18 protein-coding genes and 1 tRNA gene are annotated in these 15,273 nt (G+C 46.6%); 10 read left to right on the plus strand and 9 right to left on the minus strand.

Annotation, left to right across the window (positions count from 1 at the left end):
- Nucleotides 1–2 precede the first annotated feature (2 nt).
- Nucleotides 3–524, minus strand: a complete 522-nt coding sequence (locus tag IV40_RS01040; RefSeq protein ID WP_420843255.1) for a L,D-transpeptidase — start codon at nt 522–524, stop codon at nt 3–5.
- A 157-nt stretch (nt 525–681) separates the two neighbouring features.
- Between IV40_RS01040 and IV40_RS01045 the strand changes: the two genes are divergently transcribed.
- Both IV40_RS01045 and IV40_RS01050 read left to right on the plus strand, forming a co-directional pair.
- Nucleotides 682–1,074 carry a hypothetical protein gene (locus tag IV40_RS01045; RefSeq protein ID WP_057768511.1) on the plus strand — a complete coding sequence of 131 codons (393 nt, stop codon included), beginning with the start codon at nt 682–684 and terminating at the stop codon, nt 1,072–1,074.
- Between the two features lie 60 nt (nt 1,075–1,134).
- Complete coding sequence (locus IV40_RS01050; RefSeq protein WP_057768512.1) at nt 1,135–2,049, plus strand: CAP domain-containing protein; 915 nt, start codon at nt 1,135–1,137, stop codon at nt 2,047–2,049.
- Between the two features lie 63 nt (nt 2,050–2,112).
- Here IV40_RS01050 and IV40_RS01055 read toward each other — a convergent pair whose 3' ends face one another.
- The 6 genes from IV40_RS01055 to galE all read right to left on the minus strand — a co-directional run bounded on the left by IV40_RS01055 (nt 2,113) and on the right by galE (nt 6,507).
- Nucleotides 2,113–2,742: a hypothetical protein gene (locus tag IV40_RS01055; protein WP_057768513.1), complete on the minus strand. Its 630-nt coding sequence runs from the start codon at nt 2,740–2,742 to the stop codon at nt 2,113–2,115.
- 190 nt (nt 2,743–2,932) lie between these two features.
- Nucleotides 2,933–3,706 carry a C39 family peptidase gene (locus IV40_RS10890; RefSeq protein ID WP_236698005.1) on the minus strand — a complete coding sequence of 258 codons (774 nt, stop codon included), beginning with the start codon at nt 3,704–3,706 and terminating at the stop codon, nt 2,933–2,935.
- Between the two features lie 95 nt (nt 3,707–3,801).
- The gene (locus IV40_RS01065) at nt 3,802–4,197 is read right to left on the minus strand and encodes a hypothetical protein (protein WP_057768514.1); all 396 of its coding nucleotides are present in this window, start codon (nt 4,195–4,197) and stop codon (nt 3,802–3,804) included.
- Between the two features lie 282 nt (nt 4,198–4,479).
- The gene (locus IV40_RS01070; RefSeq protein ID WP_057768515.1) at nt 4,480–4,821 is read right to left on the minus strand and encodes a hypothetical protein; all 342 of its coding nucleotides are present in this window, start codon (nt 4,819–4,821) and stop codon (nt 4,480–4,482) included.
- Nucleotides 4,822–4,888: 67 nt separating this feature from the next.
- Nucleotides 4,889–5,431 carry a thioredoxin domain-containing protein gene (locus tag IV40_RS01075; protein ID WP_057768516.1) on the minus strand — a complete coding sequence of 181 codons (543 nt, stop codon included), beginning with the start codon at nt 5,429–5,431 and terminating at the stop codon, nt 4,889–4,891.
- A 56-nt stretch (nt 5,432–5,487) separates the two neighbouring features.
- Nucleotides 5,488–6,507, minus strand: coding sequence for a UDP-glucose 4-epimerase GalE (galE, locus tag IV40_RS01080; protein ID WP_057768517.1), 1,020 nt, complete (start codon nt 6,505–6,507; stop codon nt 5,488–5,490).
- Nucleotides 6,508–6,655: 148 nt separating this feature from the next.
- On the opposite strand from galE, the gene recJ reads away from it, so the two are divergent.
- The 3 genes from recJ (at nt 6,656) to larD (ending at nt 10,374) form a co-directional block, all read left to right on the plus strand.
- Nucleotides 6,656–8,998, plus strand: a complete 2,343-nt coding sequence (recJ, locus tag IV40_RS01085) for a single-stranded-DNA-specific exonuclease RecJ (protein WP_082617838.1) — start codon at nt 6,656–6,658, stop codon at nt 8,996–8,998.
- The gene (locus IV40_RS01090) at nt 8,988–9,515 is read left to right on the plus strand and encodes an adenine phosphoribosyltransferase (RefSeq protein ID WP_057768518.1); all 528 of its coding nucleotides are present in this window, start codon (nt 8,988–8,990) and stop codon (nt 9,513–9,515) included. Before recJ ends, IV40_RS01090 begins: the two co-directional genes overlap by 11 nt.
- Before the next feature lie 148 nt (nt 9,516–9,663).
- Nucleotides 9,664–10,374: a D/L-lactic acid transporter LarD gene (gene larD, locus IV40_RS01095; protein WP_057768519.1), complete on the plus strand. Its 711-nt coding sequence runs from the start codon at nt 9,664–9,666 to the stop codon at nt 10,372–10,374.
- A gap of 50 nt (nt 10,375–10,424) precedes the next feature.
- On the opposite strand, the gene IV40_RS01100 is transcribed toward larD, so the two are convergent.
- Nucleotides 10,425–10,805 carry a hypothetical protein gene (locus tag IV40_RS01100; protein WP_057768520.1) on the minus strand — a complete coding sequence of 127 codons (381 nt, stop codon included), beginning with the start codon at nt 10,803–10,805 and terminating at the stop codon, nt 10,425–10,427.
- Between the two features lie 75 nt (nt 10,806–10,880).
- Nucleotides 10,881–11,432 (minus strand): TMEM175 family protein, encoded by a 552-nt coding sequence (locus IV40_RS01105; protein ID WP_057768521.1) that lies wholly within the window; start codon nt 11,430–11,432, stop codon nt 10,881–10,883.
- Nucleotides 11,433–11,595: 163 nt separating this feature from the next.
- On the opposite strand from IV40_RS01105, the gene IV40_RS01110 reads away from it, so the two are divergent.
- The 5 genes from IV40_RS01110 to IV40_RS01130 all read left to right on the plus strand — a co-directional run bounded on the left by IV40_RS01110 (nt 11,596) and on the right by IV40_RS01130 (nt 15,268).
- Nucleotides 11,596–11,681 (plus strand) — tRNA-Ser (locus tag IV40_RS01110).
- A gap of 75 nt (nt 11,682–11,756) precedes the next feature.
- Nucleotides 11,757–12,191, plus strand: coding sequence for a GNAT family N-acetyltransferase (locus IV40_RS01115; protein WP_057768522.1), 435 nt, complete (start codon nt 11,757–11,759; stop codon nt 12,189–12,191).
- Between the two features lie 97 nt (nt 12,192–12,288).
- Nucleotides 12,289–13,263 carry a zinc-binding dehydrogenase gene (locus IV40_RS01120; protein ID WP_057768523.1) on the plus strand — a complete coding sequence of 325 codons (975 nt, stop codon included), beginning with the start codon at nt 12,289–12,291 and terminating at the stop codon, nt 13,261–13,263.
- 143 nt (nt 13,264–13,406) lie between these two features.
- On the plus strand, nt 13,407–14,129 hold the full coding sequence (locus IV40_RS01125) for an ABC transporter ATP-binding protein (protein ID WP_057768524.1): 723 nt from the start codon (nt 13,407–13,409) through the stop codon (nt 14,127–14,129).
- On the plus strand, nt 14,129–15,268 hold the full coding sequence (locus IV40_RS01130) for an ABC transporter permease (protein WP_057768525.1): 1,140 nt from the start codon (nt 14,129–14,131) through the stop codon (nt 15,266–15,268). The genes IV40_RS01125 and IV40_RS01130 overlap by 1 nt, the downstream gene beginning before the upstream one ends.
- Nucleotides 15,269–15,273: the final 5 nt, after the last annotated feature.

Raw genomic sequence — 15,273 nt, forward strand, 5'->3', positions numbered from 1 at the left:
GGTTATTGATGAATGACGACTTTGGTGCCTACTGGCATATTTTCATTGATCCACTTGGCATCAGGCACAGTCAGACGAACACAGCCATGTGAATTGGCTTCTTTACCGAGCTGGTCGGCTTCCTTTTTCAGGAAATGCCCTTCTTGGTCGGTCGGAACACTATGGAACAGATAAACGCCATGATCTTTCCAAGAGGTCCAGTATTTAGCGCCTTCGCCGGATTGCTGGTTATAGAAGAACTTGCCCCGTTCTTTTTGAATGTGGAAGGTGCCGTTCGGAGTGCTGTGATCTTTCCCAGTTGAGGCATACATCGTATAGAGCACCTTTTTGCCATCTTTGATGTAAACCCGTTGCTTCTTTTGTGAAACGTCGATCCAAACCTGAGGATGTTTCTTTAAATTCGGATAGGCTTTTTGCTGGGATGGTTTGCGCCAGTTGATTGTTTTTTTAGTACTCGTTGCCTGAACAGTCTGTGTCAGCGGTTGAAGGAGTGCGCCAACGCAAAGCAGTCCGCAGAGCAGCACACGCCAAAACCATTTTTGTTTCAAGCCAATCGGCCCCCTTTACAAATCTGATGCACCTCTATTGTACATGAAAATTTTCTGAAAAGCGCGCTTAACAATCAAAGGATTCGCCTTTCGCGTTGAATGCCGGTATACTAAGAATAAAGAAGGGATTAAGATGACACAACAAACGGATGTCCTGACACACTTGACGGCATTATTTGAAGAAAAAATCACGGTCGCTGATTATCAAGATCGGTATGGTTCAGAATTGGCCTTGGATCACATCGGGCATCAGCTGACTAATTTTTCATTGGGTTATTTAGCCTATACGGCGGCCACCCATGAGAGTCCATTGGCAGTGCACCAGATTGAACGGTTAAGAACCGTTTTTTGGACGTTATTCGATCGCAAACCGGATTTGAATACAGTCCGGGTCCAAGCTGATGATGCGGGAATCGTCACCCTTAGTTACATTACCGAAACGGGTCCGAAACTGAATCATGTCCAGTCCTATAATTTTAAATTGGATCCGAGCGGTGCTTCTTATCCGCAGCAGGTGATTTTATAAAGCGGCGGCAAAAAACCGCTTTTTTGTGCTACACTGAGCTGAGGAAGAGAGGAACACGACATGGCGCAAAAAGAGCAGCATCAAGAAGAAACCGTTTATAATCCAGATGGCAGCAAGACGGTCGTTTTTGCCAACGATCCGCAACGGACTGCCGTTGAATATACGACGACGGTGCAATATCTCGATCAGGATGGGACAGCCGTTCGTCCAGAGCAGACTTATCAGACTCGGGTCGGGCACTGGCTGAACCTGCAGGCGCCGGCCGTTGCTGGTTATGTGATCGAAAGCGGGCGGATGCGCCGGCTGCAGGTCCGGCATGATCAGACAATCACCTTCCGGTACCAGCAGCTGCATCCGACAGTTGAAGTCCGCTTCGAATTCTTAAATGAGAAGGGCGAGCCGATTCATAAAGCCGTTGTGCGGGAAGAACCTTTGGATTCAACCTTGCATATTACAGCGCCGGCGATTGTCGATTATGATCTGACGGATGAAACGCAGCGGACAGTGACGGTCACGGCTAAAATGAGTCCGGAAGTTTTTCATTATCATCGGCATATAATCCCCTTGGAATTGAATATGTCGTTGGTTTCGAGTCAAATGATCGAAGCCATCAATCAATTTCGGGCTGAGAAACAGCTGTCGCAACTGACGATCAATATGCATTTGCAGACATTAAGCTACGTGCGCGCCGATACCCAGCGCAAAAATCATGTTTTAGACGATCATGAAGGCTTGCGGCCCTCCTTGCAAGTGGCTGGATACAAAGGGCAAGTCGCCGAAGGAATCGACCGCAGCTGGCTGGGCACAAGCGAGATTCAAACGGCGCAGCAGTTATTAGATCGCTGGCGGAAAGATCCGACTAAATATGCACAGCTGATTCAACCGGATTATGATGAAATCGGCCTGACGATTTTAGCCGATTCCGATGGTCGGCGTGAATGGGTCGCCGTTGAATACGGCACAAAAACGAAATAATTGAAAGATTGCAGTCAAAAAAATCGCCATCGCAAACTGGATGACGATTTTTTGATAGTCACTTTAAAGGATTGCCCCTTGTTCTTTAATCCGGCACAATTTGCCAATCAATTTCTGCCGCTGCGCATCGATTTCAATCATATTTTTCTGATCGTTATACCAGCGTTTATTGCTGTGGTCGGCATTCGGATCCATCTGAGCCGCCAGATGGGCTTCATGTTGCTGGCGTTTCATTTGGTTGAGTGCTTGTAATTCTTTGACTAGCGGCTTGATCTGGTCGGCATAGATTTTCAGCAAATGAGTGCCGAAATAATCTTGCAGGGCCTGAACCCAATGGGCATGCGGCTTATCGAGGTAAGCATCGACTAAGGATTGCGGCAGACTGTTTTCGAGGTCGACTTGTTCAGCACATTGTGCCAGTTCTTCGGCGGTCGGATCGGCAATCAGCCAGGTTTCTTGTAAACGGGTTTTCTTCCATAAAATACGATGGGGTGATAAAATCAGTGCCACACAAGCGGCAAGGGCACATAGCAGACCGCTCCAGGCTTTGTTTTCGATCGGCAGTGTATAGACCAGTAAAATAATGGCCACAAAGAGCGGGCCAGTGCGAAAAAGGGTTAAGAGCGTCCAGAGAAAGAGTTCCTTGAGTGACATTTGTGCGACGTTTTCCTTATAAAACGAGAAATGTTTCATGATCGGCACCTCCAGTTGCTTTCGACGAATGTAAGTTTTCATTGCCGTTATTGTAAGGCCAAAAGCTTAAGAAGTGTTTAAAAAGGCATTATTACATTGGTGGGCACCAAAAAAGGATGACAGTTGAAAATGCTGTCATCCTTTTTAAATAGTCTTTTCAGACCGTAAAATCATTAAAATGTTTCACAAGCTAATCCGTCATTGCCCGGTGGTGCTGCGAAGCGGCAAGCGACCAGAAATCAGATTGCGAAATCTTTTGGTCGCCTTTACCGGTATAAGGATCGTTGTAAATCAGATTGTTACCTTGATAGCCGATCAGCAGAATTGCATGCTGACCGAAGCCGTGCATTTCGACCCAAGCGACGATTGGATGATCGTTTTTCAATTCGGTCTTCAACGTACTGAGCGAAGCACCGGACAGATCTTTGAAGCTGCCAAGGTTGTTTTCAAAGTAATCTTTCCAAGCCGGTGGATACATTGTATAACCGGTGTCATTGGTCGGATCGCCCCAGAAGCCAGTTTCGGGATCATCGGTATACGGAATCTCATTGGCAATTTCCAACGCTGAAACAGATTTGTTGCGGTACTGCATCAGCATGGCAACATCGGTAATCTCGCAGCCAGTCGGTAAATCAGGAAACTGCGAGAGCGGTTTGACTTGCATAATATATTTGGGTGCATCGGCAGCCGTTTGATCGGCAACCGGATCTTTAGTAGTCACTTTATTCTTACCGGTAAATTGAACCCACTTTTTCTTTTCAGCGGCAATCAGTTGTTTGAGAGAGATTGGGCTGCCTTTTTGCGGTTTGGACTGTGCAGTCGAAGCAGACTGGCTGGATGCAGTCGCCGCTTGATTAGAAGTTGGCTGCTGAACCACAGCTATCGTTACCCCGACGATCAGGACCGCCAGCACTAATCCAAACAGCCACTTAGGCCACTTGCGGTGCGGACGTGCATGTTTCATTGGCGCATATTGGCGAGGCCTCCTAGTTCGAATTCATCTACTCTAGTATGCCTCTTTTGTCAAGAAAACGGAATCGTTTTTGATAAAAATAATAATTATTTTTGTAACTTATGCAATGTACCAACGCCGTCCTGTTTAAACTGGTAGAGATAGCGTAAGATGTCATTACCGGCCGCTTCGTTGATTTCGCGAATGCGGCGGATGCCCATGCCAGTGGACATCATGTCCCGAAATTCAGGTTTGCCATGGGTATCAGTTGTGGTGTCCGCAAACCCTAAGATTGTTTGACCGCCATTCGTCGTCATACTCATAAACCAGTAATCAGTTTTAATCGTTTTGGTCGCTGGCAGGACCCAGATGCCTGGTTTGATTTGATGAAAGTGCTCATTTTTAAACGGGTATTTTTGGGCGAAAAGGTCGTTGATCGGCCGTTTTAACACCATTTCAATTTGTTCGAATTCGGGACTGTTCAAATCGATTTGTTGTGCCATTAAAAAAAACTTCCTTTTTTCATAAATTTTTGGTAAAAGGGATTGCAATTTAAGCCGGATTTAGTAAGCTATTGGGTGAGGTGAGAAGTGAAGATGGATTATCGCAACAAGACCATCCAACGGGTGATTCTGAGTTTACTGCCAGCGTTAGTGCTGCTCCTGATTGCAGCAGCTTGTCTATGGATTCGTTAAACATTAAATGAAAATTGATCAAACGGAACGTGTCATTTAACATTAAAAAAAGCCTGAGGCATAGCACCTCAGGCTTTTTATTTTGAATGATTAGGCTTTTTCACCTAAGGCCTTCGCAAGGTCTTTACGAGCATCCTCACGGGTCTTGACGATATCCATGTTGAAGATGATCATATCGATGTCCCCACCGACATAGTCGAATGGTTCTACGTAAAGATAATTATCGTCTTCGCGGTTGGTAAATTCTTCGGCAATCTTGCTGTAGAAAGCACGTGCCCATTGTTCATCATCCATTTGCGGATAATCCTTCTTGGTCACATAACCCAAATCAGTGTCTGATAATTTGTCGGCTGCGGATTGGACGTCTGCATCTGAGATATCAAAATGGGTTTCCTTAACTACATCAGCTTGTTCTTTCTTTTGTGCTGCCATTCTAAATTCCTCCCAAATATCGCTTTTATTGCAGAAACATTTCTCTTTTATTATAGCATAAAACCAGTTACTTCGAATATTGAACTTCATAGCCGCACGTTGAGCATACTTTGAGGCCACGTACGTAATAACCGCAGTGCGGGCATTTAGGAAATTGGCCCTTGCGAATCATTTGCAGACCGGCCGGATCGTAAGCAGTGATGCGTTGAATTTCTTCGGTATCGGTCGCCATCGAGAGAACGAGGTTGAGGCGAAACGGCAATTCGTGGGCTTTTTTGCGGGCCCACCAGTGAGTGTTACGATAGGGGCCATCAACAATGACGGCCGTCCACAATAATAATTCCGGTTGCGAAGTCCAAATATTTTTCAGGGTGTCAGCCGGCAGTGTGCCAAAGGGGACTACCAGGTTAGAAACTGGAGACTGATAGGTCAGCTGATCAGCATGGAGCTGCAGGCCGATTAAATAATGGCCGGCGTAGGCATACTGACGATGGTTCCAGTCCGGCTGCTGCGAAAAAGCCGGCGGAAATTCATTTTGTGCGATCAGCTGCTTTAAACTCGTGGTCAGCGTCGCGCTGGCCGGCATAGGAATTGTGAGCAGTGCATCCATGCCAAACTTCCTTTCTGGCATTAAAAAAGCGCCGTTGACCGGCACTTTTTTATTCGTTAATGATTAGCATCCTGATCGTTGCGATCGTCATAACCATTTGGATGTTTGACGGTCCAGTTCCAAGCTGTCTTGATCATTTCATGGACGTCATCGAATTTTGGCTGCCAGCCTAAGACTTTGCGGGCTTTATCGCTGGCTGCGATCAAAGTGTCCGGATCACCGCCACGACGAGGACCGACTTCGGCAGGGATTGGTTTGCCCGTTACATCACGAGCTGCTTCAAGCATTTCTTCATTGGAAAATCCGGTTGAAGAACCTAAGTTGAAGGCATCGGACGGATTACCAGCATTTAAGTAGTCTAAGGCCAAAATATGGGCATCGGCTAAATCAAATGGGTGGACATAATCACGGACGTTGGTGCCATCAGGGGTATTGTAGTCATCACCGAAGATGTACAGTTTATCCCGTTTGCCAGAAGCTACTTGGAGAATGATTGGAACCAGATGCGTTTCGGGATGATGATCTTCACCAATCGAACCATCCGGCTTGGCACCGGCAACGTTGAAGTAGCGGAGAGCAACAAACTTGATGCCGTATGCTTCATCGGACCAATGCATGATCTTTTCCATCATTAACTTGCTGGCCCCATAAGGGTTGATCGGATTCTGCGGATCGGTTTCCTTGATTGGAACATGTTCCGGATTGCCATAAGTAGCGGCAGTCGAAGAGAAGATGATCTTCTTGATGTTGAATTCATTCATCACTTCGAGCAGGGCGATCATGCCATAAGTATTGTTATCAAAGTACTTTAACGGTTTCTTCATCGATTCGGGAACAATCGAGAATGCGGCAAAATGGAACACAGCCTCGATTTTATCTTCCTTCTTAAAGACGCCACGCATGAAATCTTTATCACGTAAATCGCCTTCGTAAAAACGAGCCTTAGCGTTGATTGCTTTGCGATGACCTGTGACCAAGTTATCGACGACAACGACGTCATAGCCCTTTGTGATCAGACGATCGACCATGTGGGAACCAATATAGCCCGCACCGCCTAAAACAAGCACTGTTGTCATATTCAAAAACCTCCTAATCGTTCATGCTTAAAGTATATCATAATTTACTGGCGGGAATGGAATTGGAAAAAAAGATTTACCTTTAAGATAGGTTTGTTATAATAGGACGGTGTCTTTTTCAAAAGGATTTTTAAGGGAGGAATACGGGATGCAGTCACGTTATCAGTGGCAAGAAGTACAGCAACCGTCGTCAGCAGAATTAAAAACGTTTGCCGAGCAGGCCCAGATTTCTGAAAAATTTGCGGCATTGTTAATGGAGCGTGGTGTGACGGACCCCGCCCAGGTCGCTGCATTTTTGAAGCCGACCTTGAATGATTTAAACGATCCCTTTCAATTACATGATATGCACAAGGCGGTCGATCGGATTCAACGCGCCATTATGAATGGTGAGAAAATTACAATTTACGGCGATTATGATGCCGATGGGCTGACCAGTACGTCGGTCATGAAAGAGGCCATCGAGTCGGTCGGCGGCGATGCAAGTGTTTATATTCCTAACCGTTTCCATGACGGCTATGGGCCGAATATGGACGTTTACAAGCGTCTGATTGCAGATGGCACCCAACTGATTGTTACGGTCGATAATGGGGTCAGCGGGAAAGCTGAAATTGCCTACGCCCATTCTCAGGGGGTGGATGTTGTCGTCACGGATCACCATGAGCTGCCGGCGGAACTGCCGACGGACGCCGCTGCCATTGTGCATCCCCGTTATCCTGGCAGTGATTATCCGTTTGATGATCTGGCTGGGGTCGGCGTTGCCTTTAAAGTAGCTTGTGCCTTGTTAGGCGAAATTCCGACTGAAATGCTGGACCTAGTTGCCATTGGGACGGTGGCTGATCTGGTGTCGCTGCGTCAGGAAAACCGGGCGCTGGTGTCGCTGGGGTTGCAAGTTTTACGACAGGCCAGTCGGACTGGGATCGCTGCTTTATGCAAAGCTGCCGATGTCCAGCCGGACCGGATTACTGAAGAAACAATCGGCTTTGCGCTGGCACCTCGTTTGAATGCGTTGGGCCGGATGGGCGATGCGACGATGGGCGTTACTTTGCTGACGACTTTCGATGAAGACCAGGCCGCTGATTTGGCCCAGCAGATTCAAGAATTGAATACCCAGCGGCAGGATATTGTCAAAGAAATCAGCAAAACTGCTTTAGCAATGGCCGCAACGCCGGACTATCAGGCGCATCCCACTTTAACATTGGCCCATGAAAAATGGCATTCTGGTGTCATTGGTATCGTGGCCAGCAAGGTCGTTGAAGTTCAGCATAAACCGACAATCGTCTTGGATATCGATCCTGAAAAAGGAACGGCAAAGGGGTCCGGACGAAGTATCAAAGGGTTCAATCTGTATGAAGCTTTAGCACCGCATCAGGATGAAATGGTCACTTTTGGGGGCCATGCGATGGCTTGCGGATTGACAATTGCGACCGATAAACTGCCAAATCTGCAGCAATGGCTTGACGACGCAGCTGCTCAGCAGGATTTTCAACCTGGAACGAAACCGCAGCTGGAAATTGCCGGTTCGCTGACTGCTGATCAAGTGACGCCGGACCTGTACCATCAGATACGCAAATTGGCACCATTTGGAACCGCTAACCATGAACCGGTTTTTGTTTTCACGAACCAGTCATTAACTAATGTCCGGCGGATTGGCGCCGATAAAAGCCATCTCAAATTCCAATTTGGGCCGCAAAAACTGAATGCTATTGCCTTTCGGTTTGGAACAGCAGCTGCTGATTTTGACAATGCCCCTGAAACGGCTTTTGCTGGCACGCTTTCTGAAAACACGTGGCGAGGGAAGACCACTTTGCAGATTCAAGTTCGGGATTTGAAGACAAAGGGCACTGTCGTCACGGACTTACGGGCGGGGCATCTGACCCGGCAATTATTTGAAAAGGATGCCGATTATGTCTTTTTCAATCCGGATTATTACCAGCAGCTGAAAAAATGGGTGCCAGACACTCACCAGGCTTTGATGGCCGATGACCAGCATGTGGCCGCATCTAAACAACTGATTGTGGTCGACGAACCACAGGATTTAGCTGAATTTCAACAATTTTTGAAGTTGCAGCAGGCTGATAAAATCGGCTGTGTATTTTATACGAAGCATTCCGTCTATCTAGAGGGAATGCCGCAAAAGACGCAGTACGGCCAGCTTTTGGTCTATGTGCGCCATCATCATGATCTCCATAAAGCACAATTAAAACAACTGGCAGAGTACCTCAAAATTGATTTTGGACAACTCATTTTTATTCTGCAGGTGTTTTTTGAGCTTGGATTTGTTAAAATGGAAAAGGATTCTATTAATGCCGTGGTCGCTCCGCAGCCGCACGCACTCGACAGTGCGCACAGTTATCAGCAACGTGAGCAACGGATAAAAATGGAACAAACCTTGGTCTACTCAACTTTTGGCGATTTGCGCCAGTGGCTGACTGAGAATTTATCAAATGGCGAAGAGCAACGAGAAGGAGCGGTTATTAAGAATGTCGATTAATTTTAAGGATTATGTTGCAAGTGTGCCGAATTTTCCTGAACCAGGGGTCATCTTTCGGGATATTTCCCCATTGATGCAGGATGGCAAAGCTTATCATGCAGCAACAGATGCAATTGTTGATTATGCTAAGAACAAAAACGTTGAAATGATCGTTGGCCCTGAAGCACGTGGCTTTATCGTCGGCTGCCCAGTTGCTTACGAAATGAATATCGGTTTTGCGGCTGCTCGTAAAAAGGGCAAGTTGCCCCGTGAAACAGTTTCAGCTACTTATGACTTGGAATACGGGACTGAAACCCTTTATTTACATAAGGATTCCATCAAGCCAGGTCAACGTGTCTTAGTCGTTGATGATTTGCTTGCTACTGGCGGGACGATTTCTGCTACGATCAAGATGGTCGAAGAATTAGGCGGAATCGTCGTCGGCACAGCCTTCCTGATCGAATTAACCGACCTGCACGGCCGTGATAAGATCAAAGGTTACGACACATTCTCGCTGATGCAGTACAGCGGTAAATAATTAGTTCGTTTAATCAAATCAATCTGAAGAGTTTGAATAACCTCTGAAGTTGCCAGTCCAGTTTCAGGGGTTTTTCTTTGGGTCAAAAAAGTATTCGCAAAAAGTAATGATTCAATAAATAAAATAATAAGATGGGATTGAAGAAGAAATGCACCAGTTAATGGCGGAATTTATGGGAACAGCACTAATGATTGTTTTTGGGGTCGGCGTTCATGCCGACACTGTTTTGAATGATACGAAATATCATGGCTCAGGCCATCTGTTTGCAATCACGACTTGGGCGTTCGGAATTACGATTGCACTGTTTATCTTTGGAAATGTCACGATCAATCCGGCGATGGCATTTTGCCAGTTTCTGCTTGGCAACATGGACTTTCCGACTTTTCTCGAAACGGCCGTGTTCCAGATTTTAGGCGGGATCGTCGGCGCCATCATCGTGTACATTATGTATGCCGATTCATTTAAACATTCCTATGGCAAGGTCGACCCAGTGGCGATCCGCAACATTTTTTCAACATCACCGGCCGTTCGCAATCTGCCCCGTAATTTCTTCGTCGAATTTTTTGACACCTTTATTTTCCTGACGTCTATTTTGGCCATTTCACGCATCAAAACGCCAGGTGTCGTGCCGATTGCCGTCGGAATTCTTGTTTGGGCACTTGGAATGGGGTTAGGCGGACCAACTGGCTTTGCGATGAATCAGGCGCGTGATATCGGGCCCCGTATTGCGCATGCTATTCTGCCGATTCCAGACAAGGCCGATAGTGATTGGCAGTATGGGATTTTAGTGCCTGGGATTGCGCCTTTCTTCGGTGCCGTCGCTGCTGCTTTGTTCGCTACTTTCTATTTAGGCATTTAATGGGATTACATATGAAAAAACCACCGACAGCAATTGTCGGTGGTTTTTATTTAGGCACGTGTCTGAAGGTGCTTGTGTTTATAAGCTTTGCGTAAGGTTAAGAAAATCGATAACCAGATGAGGATCAATGAAATATAGAAGAAACTCGGGACGAAGATCAGCAGAATATGGGCGGCGATCCCGATTAGATCGGCGGTCAGGACCCAGGGCTGATTCATCGCATCCAGATAGGAAATAACATGCAGGATGATGGCGATAATACCGAGCCAGAAGACCTTGGCTTCAATATTGCTGTAAATCAGCACTAAGGTCGCCCAGCTGAGATTATTGCTGCCGCCTAAGAAAATGGCGATCAACACGATCTCAACGATCGAGACGAGGAAAAAGATCGTGTTATAAAGCGCCGGTAATTTTACCAATGAGATTTTCATGTTTCGATACTCCTCAATTTTCATCTGTCCTTAGTATACAGAAAAAGACGATCTTTGTGAATGAAAGATCGTCGCTTAATTTCTGATAATGACGATCGTGAGGATAATCAGGACGAATCCTAAGATTACCAGACTCATAATGGGGATGAAAAAGGACATCATCATTGCCAGAACTAAGCCGCCGTATAAGACTGTTCGTGCTAAAAAGGTGTCCGTCACATCTTTTTCAACACCAGGATTGTCCCGAATGATTTGATTGTCCATTAGTTGGAAACAGAAACCCCAGAGGAATTCAATCAGCATGTACAAAAATTCCGGCAGGGTGTCATTCGGATGTTCACCGACCCAGCTTGTCGCAAAGGGCACCAGTGTCAGAATAAACAGCCAGATACCATTGATGAGATAAGTTTGAATTGAAATGACATTTGCTTTATTAAAAATATTTTGGTGGGACATCCAGACGAGATAAATCAGTGCAAAACTGATCACATAGGCCAGCATTGTCGGCCACATGGAGAACAATGCTGGCACAGACACTGATTTCGGGGCATGCAGTTCCAAAACCATGATGGTCGCCGCAATGGCAATCACAGCATCCGTATAACTGACTAAACGTTCTTTGTTCACAATTACTGCCTCCCTTGCTCTCATTTCAGTATAGCATGGCCCGTCTGGACCAGGCGTGAATTTGCGAACGGACCGGATAAGTGCTTGGAAAAGCAGTCAGACTATAATTTTTATTCAAAATACTTTGCAAATGGTAAAATCTCTGCTATACTTTTAATGTTATGGAGAGTTGGCAGAGTGGTAATGCACCGGACTCGAAATCCGGCGAACCCTTAACCGGGCGCGCAGGTTCAATTCCTGTACTCTCCTTATACAAATCAGATGGCTAACCTTTGTGGTTAGTCTTTTTTTATTACGATGACATAAATAGGGAGGCGGATTCTCATGCAACTCATTTCAGTGACAAATCGAACGCCACAGCTGGTCACGCAATTAACTGCTGTTTGGGCGGATTCAGTGCGGGCCACCCACCATTTTTTAACGGAAGATGAGATTTTGAAAATAAAACTGCAGGTTCCGAATGCAATTGCGTCCGTTGCCCACTTGGTGATTGCAACAGCCGAACAGCCAGTTGCTTTTATGGGAATCAACGGGCGGAAGCTGGAGATGCTGTTTATTGCGCCAGCACAACGAGGACAAGGGTTGGGGCGACAACTGCTTCAATACGGAATCGCTCATTACCAGGTCAATGAATTGACCGTTAATGAGCAAAATCCGGCTGCAATCGGTTTTTATGCACATTTGGGATTTCGGACGTACCGACGGACAACGGTCGATGAAGCGGGTGCGCCGTATCCGTTGTTATTTATGCGCCGCTGATTTTTCTAAATTTTTATTGCATTTCAGGCTTGCGAGATTCTTTGCGTCGGCGTGTAGTACAATGACCTTATTATTTTAAAGAGGGAGTTGAATTAAAATGCAGGCACTCGTTGTGAAAACACCCCAGTCAAAAACAATTGCGCAACTCGTATGGCAGGAGGTTGCTGTGCCAACGCCTGGACCAGATGAATTACAGATTGCTGTCAAGGCGGTTGGGCTGAATCCCGTCGACTATAAGGTGATTGCGGCCGGCAATTCTGATTGGACTTTTCCACACACAGTTGGATTGGATGCGGCTGGTGTTGTGTCAGCAATCGGCAGCAATGTGACGGATTTTCGGATTGGTGACCGAGTGGCTGGACATGCCAATCTGGCTAAAAATGGCGTTTTTGCTGAAAAAACCGTTTTAACAGCAGCGGCGGTGGCGCACATCCCGGATAATTTATCATTTGAGACGGCAGCGGCGAGTTTGTGTGCCGGTTTGACGGCTTATCAGGATTTATTCCGCAAAGCCAATTTGTCACCAGCCGTTGACACGGTGCTGATCCAAGGGGGTGCTGGTGGCGTCGGCAGTATGGCGATTCAATTAGCGCATCAAGCCGGTAAAACAGTTTTGACGACGGTCTCACCGGCTAAACGGGCTTTTGCCAGCCGTTTGCGTCCTGAAGCGTTAATCGATTATCGCCATGAAGATGTCATGGCACGTGTTCGTGAATTAACACACGGTCGTGGCGTCGATGTGATTGTCAATACAGCCGGTGATGCGGATGCCTTTCTAGCGCAATTGGCCTATAATGGGCAGCTGGTCCGCATTCAAAACACTCCGACTCAGCCGCTAGGACCGGAACGGGCGTTATCCTACAGTAAAGTAGATTTGGGCGGTGCGCATCGCAGTGGTGATCCGCATGCGGTCGCTGACCTAGGCCGAATGACAAGTGAATTGTTGGCGATGGTCGCAACGGGCGCTGTGGACCCGTTAATTAGAGAAGTCCTGACACCTGATCAGATTCAACGTGGTTTAACACAAATTCGGGACCGCCAAACGCTAGGTAAATTAGTTGCCCGTTTTTAAAAATGAAGGGAGCACTGTGCAAACAGTGCTTTTTTGTTGCCCAAGAAACTTGACGTCATTTTTAAAATGGGTATACTATTAGTTTGTAAAGTGAGTGATCAATTACTCACTATTAAAATTAAATTCCAAATGGAGGCATTAAAATGGCAGCACCGATTATTTTATTACATAACGTCGTCAAAAAATTTGGAGAGCAAACGGTCCTGAAGGGCATTGATTTAACGGTTCAACCGGGCACCATTGTTGGTTTAATCGGACCCTCAGGGGCAGGCAAATCAACCATTATCAAGGTTACCTTAGGAATGGAAGTTGCCACTTCTGGGACGGCAGAAGTTTTCAATCAAACGATGCCGAACCGCCAATTATTAGGCCAAATCGGTTATATGGCCCAAACGGATGCTTTATATGAAGATTTATCAGCACGTGAAAACCTCAAATTTTATGCGGTGATGAAGGGATTGCCTCAACAGGCAACCGAAGCGGCTATTGAACATGTGGTCAATGTGGTCGACCTTGCTCAGGATGTCAATAAACGAGTGAGTGGCTATTCGGGCGGCATGAAGCGGCGTCTGTCGTTGGCAATTGCTTTATTGGGCGATCCGCAGTTATTAGTATTGGATGAACCGACCGTTGGCATCGATCCAGCACTGCGTCGTCAGATTTGGCGGGAACTGAAACGGGTCAAAAAAGAAGGCCGCAGTATTTTGATTACGACACATGTGATGGATGAAGCAGAATTAGTCGATGATGTGGCTTTGCTGCTTGGCGGCAAGGTAATCGCCTTTGATACATCAACGAATCTTGAAGCCCAGTACCATGAGGATTCGATTGAACAAGTCTTTTTGAAGGCAGAGGGGGCAGAATAATGCGGACTTTAGCGATTACTAAACGGGTTTTGAAGGAGCTGCTGCGGGATAAACAGACATTAGCCCTGATGTTTATTGCACCGATTTTGATTCTGGTTCTGATGAGTTTCATTTTTAGTTCCAATCAGACGATCGATGTCAAAATCGGGACCGTGACGGTCGGTCAAACACTCGATCAGGACCTGGCCAAGACAAAACACGTCACAGTCAAACACTATGCCACTAAAAAAGCGGCGGCCCATGCGTTAAAAAAGCAGCGTGTTGATGCGACACTCCGTGAAACCAATGGTAATTATCACTTAACCTATGCCAATACGGATTCCAGCAAAACGGCGGCGGTTAAAATGGCCTTTAAAAATGCCGTTACGAATGCGCAAACAACGGGCTTAAAGAATAAACTTGTTCAAGCAACAACGGCTTTGGTAACCTTGAAACAGCAGCTGCCGGCGGCCATGCAGGCTAAATTACCTGCACAAGCGGCGCCCAAAACGCAGACACCCAAGGTCACCAATCATTATATTTATGGCAATTCGAAAACGGGGTTCTTCGATAAGATTCTGCCGATTTTAATTGGCTTTTTCGTCTTCTTCTTTGTTTTCCTGATCTCAGGCATGGCCTTGCTTAGGGAACGGACCAGCGGCACTTTGGACCGACTGTTGGCCACGCCCGTCAAACGCTCCGAAATTGTTTTCGGCTATATGCTTGGCTACGGGGTCATTGGCGTTTTACAGACGATTGTGATCGTTTTAGCCAGTGTCTGGCTGTTGAACGTCGAAGTGGTGGGCAGTCTGTTCAGTCTGGTTGTCGTTAATTTGGTATTGGCACTCGTCGCATTAGCCTGCGGAATCTTATTGTCAACATTTGCCAGCTCCGAATTCCAGATGATGCAGTTTATGCCGATTGTGGTCATTCCACAAGTTTTCTTCTCCGGCATTATTCCGCTGGCCTCGATGGCGAGCTGGGTACGCGCTATTTCCGCTGTGATTCCGATTAAATATTCCGGCGATGCGTCCACTCAAATTATGATGTTCGGCACCCCTTTGTCCCGTTTGGGCTTCGATGTCGGCATTCTGCTGATTTTCCTGCTGATTCTGACGGTGCTCAATATCGTCGGTTTGCGTCGTTATCGCAAGGCATAGCGTAT

The sequence above is a fragment of the Lactobacillus selangorensis genome (genome assembly GCF_001437205.1).
Taxonomy (GTDB): Bacteria; Bacillota; Bacilli; order Lactobacillales; family Lactobacillaceae; genus Paralactobacillus; species Paralactobacillus selangorensis.

Excerpts from the sequence above, each read along its gene's own strand:
- IV40_RS01045 (WP_057768511.1), top strand. The coding sequence starts at position 682 with ATGACACAACAAACGGATGTCCTGACACACTTGACGGCATTATTTGAA.
- IV40_RS01050 (WP_057768512.1), top strand. The coding sequence starts at position 1,135 with ATGGCGCAAAAAGAGCAGCATCAAGAAGAAACCGTTTATAATCCAGAT.
- IV40_RS01055 (WP_057768513.1), bottom strand. The coding sequence starts at position 2,742 with ATGAAACATTTCTCGTTTTATAAGGAAAACGTCGCACAAATGTCACTC.
- IV40_RS10890 (WP_236698005.1), bottom strand. The coding sequence starts at position 3,706 with ATGAAACATGCACGTCCGCACCGCAAGTGGCCTAAGTGGCTGTTTGGA.
- IV40_RS01065 (WP_057768514.1), bottom strand. The coding sequence starts at position 4,197 with ATGGCACAACAAATCGATTTGAACAGTCCCGAATTCGAACAAATTGAA.
- IV40_RS01070 (WP_057768515.1), bottom strand. The coding sequence starts at position 4,821 with ATGGCAGCACAAAAGAAAGAACAAGCTGATGTAGTTAAGGAAACCCAT.
- IV40_RS01075 (WP_057768516.1), bottom strand. The coding sequence starts at position 5,431 with ATGGATGCACTGCTCACAATTCCTATGCCGGCCAGCGCGACGCTGACC.
- galE (WP_057768517.1), bottom strand. The coding sequence starts at position 6,507 with ATGACAACAGTGCTTGTTTTAGGCGGTGCGGGCTATATTGGTTCCCAC.
- recJ (WP_082617838.1), top strand. The coding sequence starts at position 6,656 with ATGCAGTCACGTTATCAGTGGCAAGAAGTACAGCAACCGTCGTCAGCA.
- IV40_RS01090 (WP_057768518.1), top strand. The coding sequence starts at position 8,988 with ATGTCGATTAATTTTAAGGATTATGTTGCAAGTGTGCCGAATTTTCCT.
- larD (WP_057768519.1), top strand. The coding sequence starts at position 9,664 with ATGCACCAGTTAATGGCGGAATTTATGGGAACAGCACTAATGATTGTT.
- IV40_RS01100 (WP_057768520.1), bottom strand. The coding sequence starts at position 10,805 with ATGAAAATCTCATTGGTAAAATTACCGGCGCTTTATAACACGATCTTT.
- IV40_RS01115 (WP_057768522.1), top strand. The coding sequence starts at position 11,757 with ATGCAACTCATTTCAGTGACAAATCGAACGCCACAGCTGGTCACGCAA.
- IV40_RS01120 (WP_057768523.1), top strand. The coding sequence starts at position 12,289 with ATGCAGGCACTCGTTGTGAAAACACCCCAGTCAAAAACAATTGCGCAA.
- IV40_RS01125 (WP_057768524.1), top strand. The coding sequence starts at position 13,407 with ATGGCAGCACCGATTATTTTATTACATAACGTCGTCAAAAAATTTGGA.
- IV40_RS01130 (WP_057768525.1), top strand. The coding sequence starts at position 14,129 with ATGCGGACTTTAGCGATTACTAAACGGGTTTTGAAGGAGCTGCTGCGG.